The sequence below is a fragment of the Bradyrhizobium sp. UFLA05-125 genome (assembly GCF_059803515.1).
Genome location: NZ_JBANBJ010000017.1, coordinates 18,598 through 34,480, shown reverse-complemented (window position 1 = coordinate 34,480; position 15,883 = coordinate 18,598). Strand labels below are relative to the sequence as shown.

Annotated in this window: 17 protein-coding genes; 10 read left to right on the top strand and 7 right to left on the bottom strand. The window is 59.5% G+C overall.

Going from position 1 to position 15,883, the window contains the following annotated elements:
* Positions 1-191: 191 nt before the first annotated feature.
* The 3 genes from SO156_RS17490 to SO156_RS17480 all read left to right on the top strand — a co-directional run bounded on the left by SO156_RS17490 (position 192) and on the right by SO156_RS17480 (position 4,093).
* Positions 192-377, top strand: a complete 186-nt coding sequence (locus SO156_RS17490) for a hypothetical protein (RefSeq protein ID WP_458146086.1) — start codon at positions 192-194, stop codon at positions 375-377.
* A 1,361-nt stretch (positions 378-1,738) separates the two neighbouring features.
* Complete coding sequence (locus SO156_RS17485; protein ID WP_498535659.1) at positions 1,739-3,580, top strand: LamG-like jellyroll fold domain-containing protein; 1,842 nt, start codon at positions 1,739-1,741, stop codon at positions 3,578-3,580.
* Between the two features lie 144 nt (positions 3,581-3,724).
* Positions 3,725-4,093, top strand: coding sequence for a nuclear transport factor 2 family protein (locus tag SO156_RS17480; RefSeq protein WP_498535658.1), 369 nt, complete (start codon positions 3,725-3,727; stop codon positions 4,091-4,093).
* A gap of 381 nt (positions 4,094-4,474) precedes the next feature.
* Here SO156_RS17480 and SO156_RS17475 read toward each other — a convergent pair whose 3' ends face one another.
* The 6 genes from SO156_RS17475 to SO156_RS17450 form a co-directional block, all read right to left on the bottom strand.
* Positions 4,475-5,206, bottom strand: coding sequence for a class I SAM-dependent methyltransferase (locus SO156_RS17475; protein ID WP_458146089.1), 732 nt, complete (start codon positions 5,204-5,206; stop codon positions 4,475-4,477).
* A gap of 78 nt (positions 5,207-5,284) precedes the next feature.
* Entirely contained in the window at positions 5,285-5,698 is a 414-nt protein-coding gene (locus SO156_RS17470) for an MAPEG family protein (RefSeq protein WP_458146090.1), read from the bottom strand.
* A gap of 46 nt (positions 5,699-5,744) precedes the next feature.
* Positions 5,745-6,230 (bottom strand): SRPBCC family protein, encoded by a 486-nt coding sequence (locus tag SO156_RS17465; protein ID WP_458146091.1) that lies wholly within the window; start codon positions 6,228-6,230, stop codon positions 5,745-5,747.
* Positions 6,227-6,544 carry an ArsR/SmtB family transcription factor gene (locus SO156_RS17460; RefSeq protein WP_458146092.1) on the bottom strand — a complete coding sequence of 106 codons (318 nt, stop codon included), beginning with the start codon at positions 6,542-6,544 and terminating at the stop codon, positions 6,227-6,229. The genes SO156_RS17465 and SO156_RS17460 overlap by 4 nt, the downstream gene beginning before the upstream one ends.
* Before the next feature lie 101 nt (positions 6,545-6,645).
* Positions 6,646-7,350 carry a nucleoside phosphorylase gene (locus SO156_RS17455; RefSeq protein ID WP_458146093.1) on the bottom strand — a complete coding sequence of 235 codons (705 nt, stop codon included), beginning with the start codon at positions 7,348-7,350 and terminating at the stop codon, positions 6,646-6,648.
* A 140-nt stretch (positions 7,351-7,490) separates the two neighbouring features.
* Positions 7,491-8,159 carry an ArsR/SmtB family transcription factor gene (locus SO156_RS17450; RefSeq protein ID WP_498535657.1) on the bottom strand — a complete coding sequence of 223 codons (669 nt, stop codon included), beginning with the start codon at positions 8,157-8,159 and terminating at the stop codon, positions 7,491-7,493.
* 73 nt (positions 8,160-8,232) lie between these two features.
* Here SO156_RS17450 and SO156_RS17445 point away from each other — a divergent pair, with 73 nt between their 5' ends.
* The 4 genes from SO156_RS17445 to SO156_RS17430 are packed head-to-tail and all read left to right on the top strand — an operon-like array spanning position 8,233 to position 11,750.
* Entirely contained in the window at positions 8,233-8,973 is a 741-nt protein-coding gene (locus tag SO156_RS17445) for an MBL fold metallo-hydrolase (RefSeq protein WP_498535656.1), read from the top strand.
* A gap of 4 nt (positions 8,974-8,977) precedes the next feature.
* On the top strand, positions 8,978-10,237 hold the full coding sequence (locus tag SO156_RS17440) for an MFS transporter (protein WP_458146096.1): 1,260 nt from the start codon (positions 8,978-8,980) through the stop codon (positions 10,235-10,237).
* Complete coding sequence (locus tag SO156_RS17435) at positions 10,234-10,608, top strand: GFA family protein (protein ID WP_458146097.1); 375 nt, start codon at positions 10,234-10,236, stop codon at positions 10,606-10,608. Before SO156_RS17440 ends, SO156_RS17435 begins: the two co-directional genes overlap by 4 nt.
* An 8-nt stretch (positions 10,609-10,616) precedes the next feature.
* Positions 10,617-11,750: a cysteine desulfurase family protein gene (locus tag SO156_RS17430; RefSeq protein WP_498535655.1), complete on the top strand. Its 1,134-nt coding sequence runs from the start codon at positions 10,617-10,619 to the stop codon at positions 11,748-11,750.
* A 5-nt stretch (positions 11,751-11,755) separates the two neighbouring features.
* Here the strand turns inward: SO156_RS17430 and SO156_RS17425 are convergent, their stop codons facing one another.
* Positions 11,756-12,385: a class I SAM-dependent methyltransferase gene (locus SO156_RS17425; protein ID WP_498535654.1), complete on the bottom strand. Its 630-nt coding sequence runs from the start codon at positions 12,383-12,385 to the stop codon at positions 11,756-11,758.
* Between the two features lie 688 nt (positions 12,386-13,073).
* Here SO156_RS17425 and SO156_RS17420 point away from each other — a divergent pair.
* The 3 genes from SO156_RS17420 to SO156_RS17410 all read left to right on the top strand — a co-directional run bounded on the left by SO156_RS17420 (position 13,074) and on the right by SO156_RS17410 (position 15,710).
* The gene (locus SO156_RS17420; protein ID WP_498535653.1) at positions 13,074-14,309 is read left to right on the top strand and encodes a tyrosine-type recombinase/integrase; all 1,236 of its coding nucleotides are present in this window, start codon (positions 13,074-13,076) and stop codon (positions 14,307-14,309) included.
* Complete coding sequence (locus tag SO156_RS17415) at positions 14,306-14,980, top strand: hypothetical protein (protein WP_498535652.1); 675 nt, start codon at positions 14,306-14,308, stop codon at positions 14,978-14,980. Before SO156_RS17420 ends, SO156_RS17415 begins: the two co-directional genes overlap by 4 nt.
* Positions 14,981-15,242: 262 nt before the next feature.
* The gene (locus tag SO156_RS17410) at positions 15,243-15,710 is read left to right on the top strand and encodes a helix-turn-helix transcriptional regulator (RefSeq protein ID WP_498535651.1); all 468 of its coding nucleotides are present in this window, start codon (positions 15,243-15,245) and stop codon (positions 15,708-15,710) included.
* Positions 15,711-15,883 lie beyond the last annotated feature (173 nt).

Genomic DNA, 15,883 nt, shown 5'->3' with positions numbered 1-15,883 from the left:
CACTCGGCATCACCGCCGCGGCCTCCGCTGTCCGAGAGACAAAAGAACCAAATCTCGCTGCCGGTCTTTTTGCTGCTGGCTGCCGTGACCGTCGCCCTCGAGTGGCGACGGAGGTCACGGTCCTTGACGATGTGACCAGCTAAGACGCTCGAGAAACTTAGGCCGTGCAAGGCGCGAGACAGGAGAGAAGCATGACCAAGATACAGGCACACGTGACACCGTCATTCAGGCCGGAGCTGGACGACACGCAACTACAGAAAGTCGTCGGGGGCGCCGACCGTACACCCATCGCAGCCGGTCCCGAGAAGCGTACGCCCATCGCACAAGGTCCCCTGGTGTGGGTGGGTGTTGCTTGGGTGCCGGGGTGGAAAAACTGACGACGCTCTACCAGCGCATCAATACGCCCCGGAAGGGCTCGGTGCCGTGAAGCTTTATAAAGAACCGCCCCATGTGGAGCGCGTCGTCGAAGCCGTCCATCCGGGCGAAGGCGTCAACGCAGCGCACCCCGGTGTGGGGGGTGTTGGGTGGGTGCGGCTCTGAGCAAGGGCGAGATCGTCAAGGACGCCAACGGCAGGTCGATCTACGGCAAGTCCTGAACGACAAAGGCCCGGTGTGCGCGCCGGACCTTTGTTTTTTCATGTATGCTCCGGATCCCATCTTGCGGAATAGCCCAGCAAGCGCCGGCGCGCCCATGCGTTAAATCTGGCGGTACGCCCAACAGCGGCTGGAGGGATCGACCCCCTATGGCGGAAGGCGCGACCAAACTGGGTGAGGCTGCACATCACGGGAATGAGCATGTCCTACATCTTCATGCCGGCGGAGGGAGAGAATCTGTAAAAAAAGTTGCTCGACCGCTGCGGCTCAGGTGCTCTCGGTAGGCGAGAGGGACGGGATTTCTCGGCCTCTCCGCGTGCAGTCGCCTAGCCGCGCGACACTGGAACCCACCCGATGGGCGGCCACGTGCCTCGTGACTGGCTAGGTGTTTAGTGCAAAGGCCTAGCGAGGAAGCTGGTCTGCTCCTGACATGATGCCGACAACGCCGTTCCTGTTACGCGAAATGCAACCTGGAGCCGAAATCGCCCGCCATCATCTGATTGAGGATGGGCTCTTTGGAATGACTAGCTGCTTCGGTCACGACAAAAATTCCGCTTCGCCCAATGTGTCGCGACGGGGAAAGCCAGCCATCATTTGGTTACTTCTTTGAATCTCAGTTTGGAGCGAGACGCATGGACGCAAGCATGGCGGCCTGCATGGCAACGAAGGGGTTGCTGACCTCCTCAGCACCTCTGACTAGAGAACATTCCCCTGTTGCAGTGGCTACATGCGACAATATGCCCAATTTTGTCTTTCCCAAAAACCGAGAGCATAGGCGAAGGCAAGCGTTGCTTGCCATCTGCTGTCCGTTAAACGGCGATGTACCGAACTCTCCGTTTCTTCAAAGTGGCAGCGCTGGTGCCATCGGCAGGCCCTTGAACTTCCGTCTTTCTGAATAAGTATTTGAACACGGTTGCCATCCTCTCCAGGCGGCGATGAGAGCCGTCGTATTTAACTTCATGGAAGTATTGCTTTCGCTCCGCTGCGCGGCAGGAGAAGGAGAAAGATATTACAACACTCGGCTTTACTAGAACATATTAGCTCGCTCGTCCCAGCCTTAGCTCGATCGTCACAGCCCTATGGAGCCGCCATCTGAGAGCTCAACGGTGATGGCTGGCTTGACCTTGCCGATGGAGAAATGTCCATGACACTTCCCAATCAGCCTCCAAGCATTACATCGGGCGACACTGCGTTGGTTGCCTTCTACTCCTTCGATGAGACCAGCGGTCCGATCGCGCACGATCAGCAAGGCGGTCACGACGGGACGATTATTGGCGCCACTTACGTGCCCGGAGAGACCGGCAATGCCCTGCAGTTCAACGGATCCTCGGATTATGTCAGCGTGCCCGATTCATCCGAATGGAATTTGGGAAGCGGCGACTTCACAATCGAGTTCTGGGCCAATTTTAACTCCACCCCCAATGCCGCCGGGGATCTTGCGATAGGGCAAGATGAAGGCGCTGGTGCACGGAATAAATGGTTCGTTGAATTCTTTACCGGGAGCATTGGCTTCCACGTCAACACAGACATTGGAGAGTACCTCTTTATTGCCGCACCATTTGAGCCGACCCTTGGACAGTGGTACTCGTTCGATATCACCAGGACAGGATCGTCTTACCAGTTTTATGTCGATGGGCAACTTGTCGGCTCGGCAGACGAAGCAATAGCCATTCCGGATGTTGCCGCGCCGCTGTCAATCGGGCGGGCGGAGGGAGTTTATTTCGACGGTCAGCTTGACGGTGTGGCAATCTATCACCGCGCATTGTCGCAAGCCGAGGTCCAACAAGGCTATCAGGATGGCGCGGGGACGCCAGCGGCGACCGCGACGGCGGCGGTTTCGATTGAGGAGAACGCCACGGCGGTGATGACGGTGACGGCAACCGATCCGGACGCTGGCCAAACACTAAGCTATTCGATCGCCGGTGGCCCGGACCATACGCTATTCACGATTAACGAGACAACCGGCGCGCTCGCGTTTGTCAATGCTCCCAATTATGAGAATCCGACCGACGCCGGGGGCAACAACGTGTACGATGTGACGGTTCAAGTCTCCGATGGCAACGGAGGGTTCGACACGCAGGCGATTTCGGTGACAGTAACCAATGTCGCTGGCGTATCTCTGACCTCTAATGCGGCGACGATCACCGGCACGAATGAGGAGGACGTGCTCACTGGTGGTTCGGGCAGTAACACGCTGATTGGCGGACCCGGAAACGACCAGCTCTTTGGTGGTGACGGCAAGGACAATTTTATCTATGCAGTTGGCGACGGTACGGACACGATCGATGGTGGCAGCGGAAAAGACACTCTTAACATTAAGGGCACGACCGCTAACGAGACGATCCACGTCACTGTGTCGGCAGCCGGTTTGATACTGGAGGGTGGCACAGTTACGAACGTCGAGGAGACTAATTTGGATCTTGGTGCCGGTACCGACACTCTGAGCTACACCGGAACCACCTCAAGCGTGACGGTCAATCTGCCAAACTCGATCGCAACAGGTTTCAGCTCGATCTCGGGCGTGGAGAACGTGACCGGCGGGTCCGGAAATGACAGGCTCATAGGAAACGCGGCCAGCAACGTGATCGACGGCGGCTTAGGAGCGGATACGCTAACGGGTGGCAGCGGAAACGACACGTTCGTATTCAAGACCCTGGCAAACTCGCAGGCTGCGGCGTTCGATACGATCACCGATTTCACTCCCGGTGTCGATAACTTTCAGATCGGGCATAATGTTATTGATCTGAGCACCGGCATCGTGAAGTCGGTTGGCACTGGTAGTCTTGCCGCAGATCTCGCGAGCGTTCTCACGATGACCAATCTGAAGGCGAATGGAGCCGCCGAAGTCACCATCAAAAGCGGAACGGATGCCGGCACTTACGTCATCATCAATGACAACCAGCCCGGGTACGATGCGAACAACGATGCTGTCGTAATGCTGAGTGGGAAGCCGTTGCTGCTGCACACGAGCGATTTCATCGTATGACCGTCACTCGTCGCGTTAGGCCTACTCTGAAGACAACGATCACAGCTTGAGCAGTAGGTTCGATATGCGCCGAGTGCACAAATTGCGCGGTAACATTGAATCGCATTTTTCCATCTGGCGAGAACACGATCACGGGAGGCCAAGATGACTGACAACACCAACCTTGTACGTTCTGTCTATAACGCATTCCAGCGAGGCGACATTCAATCTGTTCTCAATGCCCTCAGCCCTGGTGTCGATTGGAAGTACTACGGCCCCGTGCCCTGGGCCGGTGAACGAAAGGGACTTGAACAGGTCGGCGCGTTTTTCCAAATCCTGGGAGACTCATTGGACATAAAAACCTTTGAACCTTCCGAGTACATCACCGAGCGCAGCAATGTTGTCGTGTTCGGACGCACGGATGCCATCGCTCGAAAATCTGGCCAACGATACGAAAATCGGTGGGCTCATGTGGTCACAGTCGAGAATGGAAAGATCATTGGTTTTGTCGGTCATGACACAAGTCCACTGTGACCCAATAGGCCTTGACCTCGCAGTTGGTGGCGGAAATCTTCGGTTCTCCGGGTCTATCGAATGCTTAATTAGATCGGCAACGGGATTTCTCTGGCGAGAAAAATGCAGGGAAACGGCCGGATTATCGGCCTTTCTCCCCGTCGAAGTACGAAATGGCTTCGGCTGGGTGGCGGAGAGAGTGTCAGTCAATCCTCATTGGAAATTATAGCATTTTCGAGTTTCCCAGAGCAAAACCTACCGTTTGAGCTACGCATAAAACGCAATTTGCCTCCGACAAAGCCTATCCACCAATGGTCGCTCATCGATAACAACGCCGTCTCCAACTCGATTTCGCTCGGCAACGTAGTGCGGCGTAAGAAGGCGCATAGCGGCAGTTGGCGGTCAGTGAGCCGCGCAAGCAACAATTTCATGAGGCGACTTGCGGCTTGCATCTTGCGGCGGTGAAAACACCGCCAGATATCCGCTGTCGCCCGCGAGTTGATGCGTGACGATCTCGCGATAGCCTACCGCGGAGAGTTCGCAGCGCAGCAGTTCGATCGGCGTGCCATGCCGTTCCGTCGGACGCTCAAGGTCGACAATCCCGATCCTGGCGCCAGATTTCAGGGCAGGTGCGAGATTGTAGAGGAAGGCATAGGGCTGGGCGATCTCGTGGTACATGTGCACCAGAATGGCCGCATCAAGCGAAGCGGCAGGCAGCCGCGGATCGTGTGGTTCACCCAGCGCCAACTTCACATTTGACAGCTTCAGCTGCGCGACGTGCTCGCCAAGCTCGACCAAATAGTCGCGCGTAACATCTTCCGCGATCACCGAGCCTGTGGGGCCAACGAGTGGAGAGAGACGAAGGGTATGGTAACCGCTGCCGGCGCCGATATCACCGACTGTCATACCGGGCTTAAGTTCAAGGATGCGGGCGATTTGACCGCTTTCATCGAGAGAGTCCCGGCGCACTTCGCGGGTGGGACTGACGATCGGCGCGACGGGACGTTGCGGTGCGGGAAATTCCGCAGCCGGGAGGCCGGGCGGCGCCAGATAACTGATATCGGCCGCGCCGGCGTGACCGGCGATCAGCGCTGCAACAAGTATGACAGCGCTGGCCCGTAGCGTCTTCCCCATGTTCGCTCTTCCGAGTAACCGGCGCCTAGGTCCAGAACCGAAATTAACGCCGTGGTCAGGCGGCCCAGTGTCGATATCCTAGCGGATGGCAGCCACGATAGATACGGCAATGAGAATGATGGTAACGAGCGCACCTGAAACATAGAGAATGGTTCTGATGCTGCCGCCTTTGGCGGCGTTGCCGCCGCGTAAATAGACCGCAACGTGGATTAGACGAATTGCGATATAGATCCAAACGAGGGTTGCAAGCGTGGCGGGTCCTACCCCCACCATCATAGCTAATACAGCCGGAACCACAAAAGGCGTCAGCGCCTCCACCGTGTTCATGTGAACGCGATCTATCCGGTACAGCAAGTTGTCGTCATCCAACGGCAGGACGGGCCCGGAGAGTGCCCCGGCCCTGCCTTTGGACGATCCTGAATAGACCGCCAGCCCAATTGAAAGGAGGCAAAGGAAGAGCACTCCGACAATGCTAAACGAGTAGGCTGCCATACAGAACTCCGCAAATTCCGATCACGTCGCATGGGACACGCGAGCATCATGCCTCGCGGGCAATACGCTCGGCGTACCGCTTCAGATAGAGCGGCCAACCCTGATCACCCTCAACGCCGTCGCGCACGCCTTCCCAACCTTGGCCATGACGTTCGAGGTGACGGTGCTCCAGTTCCAATCGCGTCCGGCTCGGCGTCTCGGCGATGAACCGCACCTCCCACTCACTGGTCTTGTCGGGATCGGTTTCGATTTGCCAGCGCGGGCTGATGTCCCAGCTTAGAACCACGCGATCTGGCGGATCAAAAGCCAACACACGCGCCCAGCGGCATTCGCTGCCATCGATACCTCGATCATAAACGTGTCCCCCAACCCGGGGTTCGAATACAGTCTCTGCGATGGGGACGGAGAGCAGATTGTGCTCGCGAGGCTTGAAGCTCCCGAAATCTTCAGTGAAGACCTTGAACGCGCGCTCGATAGGCGCCTCGACCACGATAGATTGTTTGATGGGCGCGGCCGATACACGTTTATTCATTGCTGGTCCTCCACTGATTTTTCGACGGCCACTTTGTAGGCCGCCAGTGTGCTGCTCCAGAACCGGTCAAGCCAGGCGCGCATCTGGCCGAGCCCCGCTGGATCGATGTGATAAATGTTGCTGGCTCCCTTTGGCTCGGCACGAACCAAACGAGATTCGCGCAGCACCTTCAGATGCTGGGAGACGGCTGACTGCGAGACCGTCAGTTCTCGAGTGAGCTCAACGACAGTCCGAGGCCGCGTGCCCACCAGTTCGAAAATTCGTCTGCGAGTGGGATCGCCGAGAGCGGCCAATTGAACGCTGTCTTTAGGCATGGCTGGCCGACGTCAGATCATTAGTCATCACTAATGATTAGCGTAGACTGATGATTGCGTCAAATGGAGATGTAGCCAAGCTTTCGCATACCGAAGGCAGGTCATGACCCGGAACTTCGCCACCCCCGCGCCGCAGCGGCAACGACGGCGAGCGTGGCCTTGGCGCCGTCCGCCTCGCCCTTCTCGAAGTCGCCTTCGGTCTGCGCCATCGAGTTCGTGACGTGAGCGAAGCAGACGATCGAGTTGCCGCTCGTCGTGCCGAAAGCGTAGAGCGCTGCGGCCTCCATCTCCACGGCGAGAGTCCCAAGATCGCGCGCTCGCGAGATCGCCGCTTCGGTCTCGCGATAGGGAGCATCCGTCGTCCAGGTCGAGCCGCGATGCAGTTTCTCCGGCAGCGAACGGCCCGCCCGCTCGACGCGATCCAGAAGGGACACGTCGGGTGCCGCGGCGAAAGCCGAGCCAGGCAGGTAGTGATAACTCGTCCCCTCGTCGCGCAGCGCGCGGTCGATCAGCACGAAATAGGGAGTCGGTCCTATGGCATTGATCTGGCCAGCCGAGGTGACGCTGACCAGCAGCCGGCAGCCCGACGCAAACAGCTGCTCGGCGACCAGGACGGCGAAGGGGGCGCCGACCGCGCAGCCGACAATTCCGACCTCGCCGACGCCGTCGAGATCGAAGGCAAGGAGTTCGGTGTGGTAGCAGGCCCAGCCTTCGTGCATCCGGCCGGCGCCGGTCCGCTTAAGGTGGCGGACGACGTCACCGTCCGGATCGAGCACGCAGATTTCGGGCACAGCGACGAGCGGCAACCGCCTCTGCCGGCGCGCCTCCCTCAACAGGGATTCAGGTCGGAACACCGAGGGCGCCGCGTGATCCTTAACGCCAACGATCGGCCACGCGGGTTCCGCGCGATGAGGCTTATCATCCATGATGCACCTGACGAGTTGTCTCAAGCCGCGGATTCGGTCGGCAGGCCTGCGGCCTTCCACTCCGGGTAACCGTCCTCAAGACGGCGAATGCGATAACCGCGGGCCCTCAGCGCCGCCACGGCCTTGAACGAAAGCACGCAATAGGGCCCACGACAGTAGGCGATCACTTCACGACCTTTCGGCAACTCGCCCAAACGTCTTTCCAGTTCGGCCAGTGGAATGTTGAGCGCCCCCGGTAGATGGCCAAGCGCGAACTCATCCTCGGGCCGCACGTCGAGCAACGTAACGAGGTCGTCCCGCAATCGCGCGACCAGATCGTCACGCGAGACGGGCTCAAGCGCATCACGTGCCTGGAAGTAATCGGTCACAACACGACCGATCTCGGCGACATTCCGTTCACCGACGCGCCCCAGCGCTTTGATCAGCGTGACCACTTCGGCATCTCCGGCGAGACGATAGAGGATGTGTTTGCCGCGACGCTCGGTCTCGACGAGACGCGCCCGCCTGAGGATCTGCAGGTGCCGCGACGTATTGGCGAACGTCAGATGTGCCCGAGCCGACAGCTCCTCGACCGTGCGTATCCCCTGCGCAAGGTGCTCCAGAAGCTCAAGCCGGTGAGCGTGGCCGAGCGCCTGCGCCACCTGGGCAAGGTTTTCATAGATCGCCTGTTTGGGTCCCGCGCTTGACACGGCGCTCCTTCAATATATCATTCAGCAGATCGATTGAATGTATCTAGCGTTTCTCACGAGGGAGTGCAAGTCCATGATTCTCCGCCAGTTCTTGCATAGCGATCCAGTCGGTATCTCCTACCTTTTCGGCTGCGGCGGCAAGGCCGCTGGTGCGGTCGTCGATCCGGTCGGCGATATTCAGCCCTACCTGCAGGCCGCCGACAATGCCAGCATGCGGATACACTACGTCATCGACACCCACGTCCATGCCGATCACCTGTCGGCGGGCCGGGCACTCGCGGCCGCAGCGGGAGCCGAGTACGTGCTCTCGACGGAGGCTGGCGTATCGTTTCCCTACAAAGGCGTGCGCGACGGCGATGTACTTCCGCTCGGCAACGTCTCCGCCACCGTGCTGCACACGCCCGGCCACACGCCCGAGCACATCTGCGTCCTTGTGACGGACCGGACGCGCGCCAACGAACCGTGGTTCGTCTTCACCGGACACACGCTCATGGTCGGCGATCTCGGCCGCACCGAACTTGCCGTGAGCGCGGAGGAAGGCGCCAGGCAACTGTTCCGAAGCGTGAGTAGGCTGAAGGAGCTTCCAGACTACGTCGAGGTGCTGCCGGGCGCTTATGCGGGCTCGGTCTGCGGTCGCCGCCTGAGCGGCAAGCCATCGTCCGCAATCGGCTTCGAGAAGCGGCACAATCAGGCGTTCACGATCGAGAACGAAGCCGAGTTTGTCCGGTTCATGGTCGCCGAGATTCCGCCGGCGCCACCGGAAGCCGCGAAGATCAGGGCGGCAAACTCAGGCACGGCGGCGGCCGCGGCCTGATCTCATGACCGAGGCTGTAACCGGACCACAGACTGTCCCATCCGTCCGACTGGGGCTGAAAGAGAACTGGCCGCAGTTTGCCTTGCTCGTCCTGATCAACGCGTTCGTCGGCGGAATGGTCGGAATCGAGCGAACGGTCGTGCCGCTGATCGGCTCCGAAGAGTTCAAGATCAGTTCGACGACCCTCGTCGTTTCGTTCATCGTCAGCTTCGGCGTCGTGAAGGCGTGCGCCAACTTGGTCTCGGGCCAACTCGCCGACGCTTGGGGACGCAAACGCGTTCTGATTCTCGGCTGGATCGTCGGGCTGCCGGTGCCGTTCATGATCATGTGGGCGCCGAGTTGGGGATGGGTCATCGCAGCAAACGCCCTTCTCGGCATCAACCAGGGTCTTGCCTGGTCGATGACGGTAATCATGAAAATCGATCTCGTCGGCCCGAAGTCGCGCGGGCTTGCGGTCGGCTTGAACGAGTTCGCCGGCTATCTCGCGGTTGGAGTGACCGCCTTCCTCACCGGATATATTGCCTCGAAGTACGGACTGCGGCCGGCACCGATCTACCTCGGCGTAGCCTACGCCGTCTTCGGCGCCGCTCTGTCGATTCTGCTTGTACACGACACCCGGGAGCACGTCCGGTTGGAGACTGCGGCGCACGCGCGTCAAGCGTCTCCGCTCACCTTCCAGGAGATCTTCGTCCTCACGTCGTTCGCGGACCGCAATCTGTTCGCCGCGTCGCAGGCCGGGCTCGTCAACAATCTCAATGATGGGATGAGCTGGGGAATCTTTCCCCTGTTCTTCGCCTCGTTTGGCCTCCAAGTCGACCGGATCGGCATACTGAAGGCCGTCTATCCCGCGACCTGGGGCATCCTGCAGATAGCCACGGGCCCTCTTTCCGACCGTTGGGGCCGCAAGGGCTTGATCGTGGCCGGCATGTGGGTGCAGGCGGCGGGTTTATTCCTGACCGCCGCAACAAGCCATTTCGAATGGTGGCTGGTCGGCAGCCTCTTGCTCGGACTTGGCACGGCCATGGTGTACCCGAGCCTGATCGCCGCCGTGTCCGATGCTTCGCATCCAAGCTGGCGCGCACGTTCCCTCAGCGTCTACCGCTTCTGGCGCGATCTCGGTTACGCGATCGGGGCGCTGTCGGCCGGCATCATCGCCGACCTGTTCGGCATGACCTGGGCGATCGGAGCGATCGGCGCGCTCACTTTCCTCTCGGGGGCGATAGTGTTCGTCGCCATGGAAGGCCGGCCCGGAGCACGACAATGAACGAGACCTTTTCAGGACGCTGCCTTTGTGGGGCGGTGCGCTTCGAGGCGCGAGGTCGGCCGAAGGGAGTCTTCTGGTGTCACTGCGAAAGCTGCCGCCGCCATTCCGGCGCCCCCGTCAGCGTGTTCGTCGGGTTCGAGAACGACGCTGTCACGACGATCGAGGGCACCATCACCACGTTCAAATCAAGCCCAGGAACCACGCGTGGCTTCTGCGCCCGCTGCGGCTCGACGCTGACTTGCGCTACCGTGCATTTCCCGACGGAGACGCATTATCACGTCGGCGCCTTCGATCGGGCGGCGGAGCTGCAACCGAGCAAACATTTTTTCGCCAATGAGCAACTGCCCTGGCTCCAACTTAATCACACCTAGCAAGGTACATGACTGCGACGATGCGGCCGATCTACCTCGATTGCAATGCGAGCACACCGATTGATTCAGCCGTGGCGGAAGCCATGCGGCCATTGCTGAGCGACGCCTTCGGCAACCCCTCCAGCGGCCATTGGGCGAGCGCGGCTGCAAAAGCCGCTCTGGAGCAAGCTCGTAGTCAAGTGGCTTCACTGCTCGGCGCTGCACCCGAGGAGATTGTGTTTACTAGCGGTGGCAGCGAAGCGAACAATCTCGCAATCAAAGGCACGTTCTTCGCGCTCAATCGCCAAGGGGCGCACATCATCACCTCGGTAATCGAACATCCTGCCGTTCTTGCCCCCTGCCGGTTTCTCGAACAGCACGGCGGTTCGGTCACATACCTTCCGGTGGACCGGACAGGCTTGATCGATCCAGAGCACGTCCGCCGCGCCATTACTCCGCAGACGCTGTTGATCAGCATCATGCACGCCAACAACGAAGTCGGTACGATCGAGCCGATAGCCGAAATCGGCGTGATCGCGCGAGAGCACGGAATCCGCTTCCACACCGATGCGGCTCAATCGGTTGGAAAGATTCCGACCAAGGTGGACGAGCTTGGTGTCGATATGCTGACGATCGCCGGCCACAAGCTCTACGCCCCTAAGGGCATCGGCGCGCTGTATGTCAGGCGAGGACTCACGCTTGAACCGTTGATTCACGGCGCCGGTCATGAATCGGGCCGACGCGCCGGAACCGAGAGCGCCCTGCTCGCAGTTGGGCTTGGGACGGCCTGTGCACTGGCCGCAGACCTCGCGCCGATGAACCGCATTGAAGCCTTGCGCGATCGTTTATGGCAGGCGCTGCAAGATAGTTTCGGCGAAGGCGTCGCACTCAACGGCCATCCCACCCGTCGCCTGCCCAACACCCTCAACGTGTCGTTCGTCGGCAGGATAGGCGCGGATATCCTGAGCCAATTGCACGACGTCGCGGCATCGACGGGTTCGGCGTGCCATTCCGGCCAAATCGAGCTCTCGCCCGTTCTCGCAGCCATGCGCGTGCCCGAGAGAATCGGAATGGGAGCGATCCGCTTCAGCCTGGGCAGGCACACCACAGCCGACGAGATCGACGATGTGGTCGAACGTCTGTCCACGACTGCCGACGTCTGACCGCTTCAGTTCAAGACGCGCCGCTTCGTCGCCAACACTAGAGCAGGTTCGTTCGAGTCATCCCACGCAGTATCGACGTTCATGCCGGCTCGTTGGAGCGCTGCCGCTACGTCGGTCAGCGCCGGAAAGCGATAAATTTCCGATGGGAACGATGCGATGACCTTGCGGTCAGCGTTTGTCCGGAACAGCAATCCCAGACGGCCACCCGGCTTCAGTACGCGCGCGATCTCGCGCAGCGACATTTCGATATCTTTCCAGAAATAGAGCACGTGAACGCACTGCGCCTTATCGAACACGTCATCGGGGAACGGCAGCGATTCCACACCCGAAAGCACGACATCCACGCGAGCGGCTTCGATAAGGGAGCGGTTTCGTTGCGCCGCGATCTCGACCATCAGCTCAGAGGGGTCCACCCCGACGACGCGTCCTCGAGGAGCCCGCGCGGCCAATTCCATCAGGCTGCGGCCATGACCGCATCCGACGTCGAGCACATGATCGCCCTGCTCGATACCGAGCTTATCCATCACGCGCAGATTCTCGCGCCAGGTTTCACGAGCCATGATGAAGGCGATGAGCCGGCCCAAGAGACCGCGCGCATTCCGGGCCTGATCGGCAATGAACGGGGGACGACGCATCTCTAGATTCCCGCTATTCAACAAATCCGGCCGGGAGGGTGCCTCAGCTCCGCAGAACTGGCTCGTCGAAAATGAACAGGGTCTCGCCGTTTCTGAAAACGCCATGACGGATCAATGCGTTGGGTGACCGGCCGTCGCCTTCGAGTCGAGCGGGGCTTGAGCTTGCCGGACATGTGTTCTGCCTCGCGAAATCCGTCCTCCGAACCCACGATCAGAACCTACGGTTTGCGTGGTGAGTAGGGTAAGATTCCGGAACTAGCCGCAACAGCCTTAGTCGCGCTACTCGTTGTTTCCGCTGTCGATTCGAACAATCGGATACAAAGGAAAACTGTGTGGTGGCGGAAAGAACCATCCTCCGAACCCACGGCGAAAAACCTACAGCTTGCGCGAGGAATTAGCGCAAGATCGCGGAATTCTTCGGTCGCCTTGCGGTAGATGCGAACAATCGGATACACAGGGAGAGCTGTGGCGTAGAAATGGCGGAGAGAGTGGCCGCCTTTGCAGCGTTTGGTAAGCCCCAAAGAGGCCCAAAATGGCCCGGTGGCTAGAGCTTGAAAAGCCTTGCATCGCAGGGATTTTCACCACTTGTTCTTGCCCGTTTTCACCCGATATTGGTCGGTAAGCACCGGTAGAGCCGTTCCGGGGGTCAATCCGGGGGCTAGGCAGCTAGGGGAGAAGGGCGATTGCGATGGCACTGACAACGAGGCAAATCGCCAAACTGACTGAGCCAGGTCGCTACCGAGATGGGGAGGTGAAGGGCCTCTATCTGCAGGTAACGCCGACCGGTGCCCGCTCATGGCTGCTACGCTATGAGCGCGGCGGACGCGAGCGGGCGATGGGCCTGGGACCAGTCGATGACTTCACGTTGGACGAGGCCCGCGAGCGCGCCCGCAAAGCGCGGCAGCTGCTCAAGGATAGGATCGATCCAATTGATGCCCGCAATGAGGAGCGCGCCAGACAGGCGACGGAGCGCGCCCTAGCTGCGGCCGCGAACGTCACCTTTCAGGAGTGCTCGGAGCAATATTTCAAGTTTCACTCACGCAAATGGAATAATGCCAAGCACGCCGCGCAATTTCTCTCGACGATGAAGATGTACGCTTACCCGGCGCTGGGAAACATCCCGGTTGCGGCGATAGACAAGGCGCTCGTCCTAAAGGCAATCGAGCCGATCTGGTACTCCAAGACCGAGACAGCGAGCCGAGTGCGTGGCCGGATCGAAGCGGTTCTCGATTTCGCGAAGACACGCGGTTATCGGACCGGAGAAAATCCAGCTACGTGGGACGGCAACTTGGTCCATGCCCTGCCCGCCCGCAACACAATTGCCAAGGTCGAGCATCACGCGGCGCTGTCCTTTGCTGAGGTACCCGGCTTTATGGCTCAGCTGGCAACTCGCGAGGGCATCGCCGCGAGGGCCTTGGAGTTCACTATCCTCAATGCCAGCCGCACTGGTGAAATCATCGGTACTCGGTGGTCGGAGATCGATTTGGACGCGAAGCTGTGGACCATCCCGGCCGGGCGAATGAAGGCCAAGAAAGAACATCGCGTGCCGCTGACCGGCCGTTCTCTTGAGATTCTCAAGACGCTGCCGCGTGAAGGGGATTTTGTGTTCCCCGGCGGCCGCAAGGGCGTTCCGATCTCAAACATGGCCATGGCTGAGGTGGTGAAGCGTATGGGTCGGCTCGACATCACGGTCCACGGCTTTCGGTCTACGTTTCGGGATTGGGCGGCGGAGCGAACCAGCTACCCTAATCACGTCATCGAGATGGCGCTCGCCCACGTAATTGGCAACAAGGTGGAGGCCGCCTATCGACGCGGTGACCTATTCCAAAAGCGTCAAAAGCTGATGGCAGATTGGGCGCGCTATTGCACAACGACGTTGGCGCCCGGAGCTCACGATAACGTCACGCCCATGCGTGCGTCATGAGCAAGATAAAATACAAAAGGAGAAAGTTGGGCAACGGCCGCTCAGCCAAACAGCGACCAATATCTCCCGAGCTTAAGAGGTTAATGGAGGAAAACGCGGGTAAAGGCACGAGCCAAGAGTTCGAAGATATCGCGTGGTGGCTCCCCGACGATCTGTTCACTCGCCCTTGGATCGGAGCCTTAGCTTCCATTGATAAAACCAAGGGCAAGAACAAGCAGCCATTGATAAAGTTGCTGCGATCTGAAACTCGAATTACTCGAATGGAGCGCGACTATTTGATCGAACTATTGGATCGCTATCAGTTCAATTTCCCAGCTAGTGATTTGTGTACAACGGCCTTGGCCTTGCTGCGCGCGGACAGTGAATTAACGGCTGCTCAGCGCGCAGAGCTGGCTGATCTGCTACAGATACGAGAACTTAAACGGCCAGCGCACCGACCCCTCACGCCCGCCTATGACCGAACAGAGGCGGAGGCACAACTAGAATTGGATGCATTGCGAGTTCGTCGGTTTCAGAAGAATGGGGGCAAGGTTGGTGGAGCACCCATGAAACGCGATCCGGCGGTTGACAAGGTTGCCCCCGATCCGCTCGACGCTTCTTTGCTCGCGGCACAGATTGCGGGTAAGCGCGGGTCGACCCGTCGCATGAAGAAGCGTCGCCCAAAGTCTTAGCTTGTGATCCCTTCGCGAACCAAAAGCCGTTGCCAGCTCCGCTGGCGCTATGGCGTTCACGGTTCACCGGGCCTCGGACAACGAACCCCCCACACGCGTTTGGTCGACAGGACGGTGCTGTCACCCTCGCCGCTGTTGCGCTTGAACGTATTGGTCTCTGTGATGGTTCGGCGACACTGACGTTTTGCCGTGCGTGCGCTGGATCAGAGCTGCGTCCGAAGCAGCCCCTGCTGATCTCAAATGGGCTCCATTCGATCAACGGATGATCGGTTTTGCCGCTGTCATGGTCACGCCGGTGCCCGCCCTTAACTACCCAGTAGTTAAGGGCGGTAGCGGCCCAGCTGCACTCGCCCATAACTTAATGCTCCACCGGCAAGTGCCGCTGGGTAATAACGGAGCGCAAAACATGCCTACGAAAACCAAATTAGATCCGGCCTCGCCGCTCGTTAGGCCAATGGACCCAACGGATGATGTTGGCTCTGGCGGACTCAGATCACATCAGCTCAACCGGCTCTTTCGCTCACGCGACCTTCCGGAGGTTGTCGGCCTCCGTCGCACGCAGATCAGCGAATTGATGAAAACCGGTGAATTTCCGAAACCAATTCCGCTCAGTGACACCGGCCGAGCGGTCGCGTGGCTCGAAGCCGATCTTCTCGCTTGGCAAAATGCGCGAATTGCCGCGCGCAACGCCAATGTTGCCGTGCGCGGCGAAGCCAAGAAGGACCAGTGACATGTCCCAAAAGAAAACTCCGGTCAGCGCTGGCACGCCACGCCGGACTGGTAAGGATACGTCTGCGGTAAGCGGTGTGACTTGCCACCAAAAGAAGGGGCCTGACATCGAGGCCATATGGGACGCTTGTCGCAAGGCGCAGGATGCCGAGTCGTCGCGCAAGGCGCGGGTGG

Bases quoted from the DNA above. Each gene is read 5' to 3' on its own strand.
- SO156_RS17435 (WP_458146097.1), top strand. From the start codon at position 10,234: ATGAACGAGACCTTTTCAGGACGCTGCCTTTGTGGGGCGGTGCGCTTC.
- SO156_RS17475 (WP_458146089.1), bottom strand. From the start codon at position 5,206: ATGGGGAAGACGCTACGGGCCAGCGCTGTCATACTTGTTGCAGCGCTG.
- SO156_RS17485 (WP_498535659.1), top strand. From the start codon at position 1,739: ATGACACTTCCCAATCAGCCTCCAAGCATTACATCGGGCGACACTGCG.
- SO156_RS17420 (WP_498535653.1), top strand. From the start codon at position 13,074: ATGGCACTGACAACGAGGCAAATCGCCAAACTGACTGAGCCAGGTCGC.
- SO156_RS17480 (WP_498535658.1), top strand. From the start codon at position 3,725: ATGACTGACAACACCAACCTTGTACGTTCTGTCTATAACGCATTCCAG.
- SO156_RS17460 (WP_458146092.1), bottom strand. From the start codon at position 6,544: ATGCCTAAAGACAGCGTTCAATTGGCCGCTCTCGGCGATCCCACTCGC.
- SO156_RS17415 (WP_498535652.1), top strand. From the start codon at position 14,306: ATGAGCAAGATAAAATACAAAAGGAGAAAGTTGGGCAACGGCCGCTCA.
- SO156_RS17465 (WP_458146091.1), bottom strand. From the start codon at position 6,230: ATGAATAAACGTGTATCGGCCGCGCCCATCAAACAATCTATCGTGGTC.
- SO156_RS17445 (WP_498535656.1), top strand. From the start codon at position 8,233: ATGATTCTCCGCCAGTTCTTGCATAGCGATCCAGTCGGTATCTCCTAC.
- SO156_RS17490 (WP_458146086.1), top strand. From the start codon at position 192: ATGACCAAGATACAGGCACACGTGACACCGTCATTCAGGCCGGAGCTG.
- SO156_RS17425 (WP_498535654.1), bottom strand. From the start codon at position 12,385: ATGCGTCGTCCCCCGTTCATTGCCGATCAGGCCCGGAATGCGCGCGGT.
- SO156_RS17410 (WP_498535651.1), top strand. From the start codon at position 15,243: ATGATCGGTTTTGCCGCTGTCATGGTCACGCCGGTGCCCGCCCTTAAC.
- SO156_RS17430 (WP_498535655.1), top strand. From the start codon at position 10,617: ATGACTGCGACGATGCGGCCGATCTACCTCGATTGCAATGCGAGCACA.
- SO156_RS17440 (WP_458146096.1), top strand. From the start codon at position 8,978: ATGACCGAGGCTGTAACCGGACCACAGACTGTCCCATCCGTCCGACTG.
- SO156_RS17470 (WP_458146090.1), bottom strand. From the start codon at position 5,698: ATGGCAGCCTACTCGTTTAGCATTGTCGGAGTGCTCTTCCTTTGCCTC.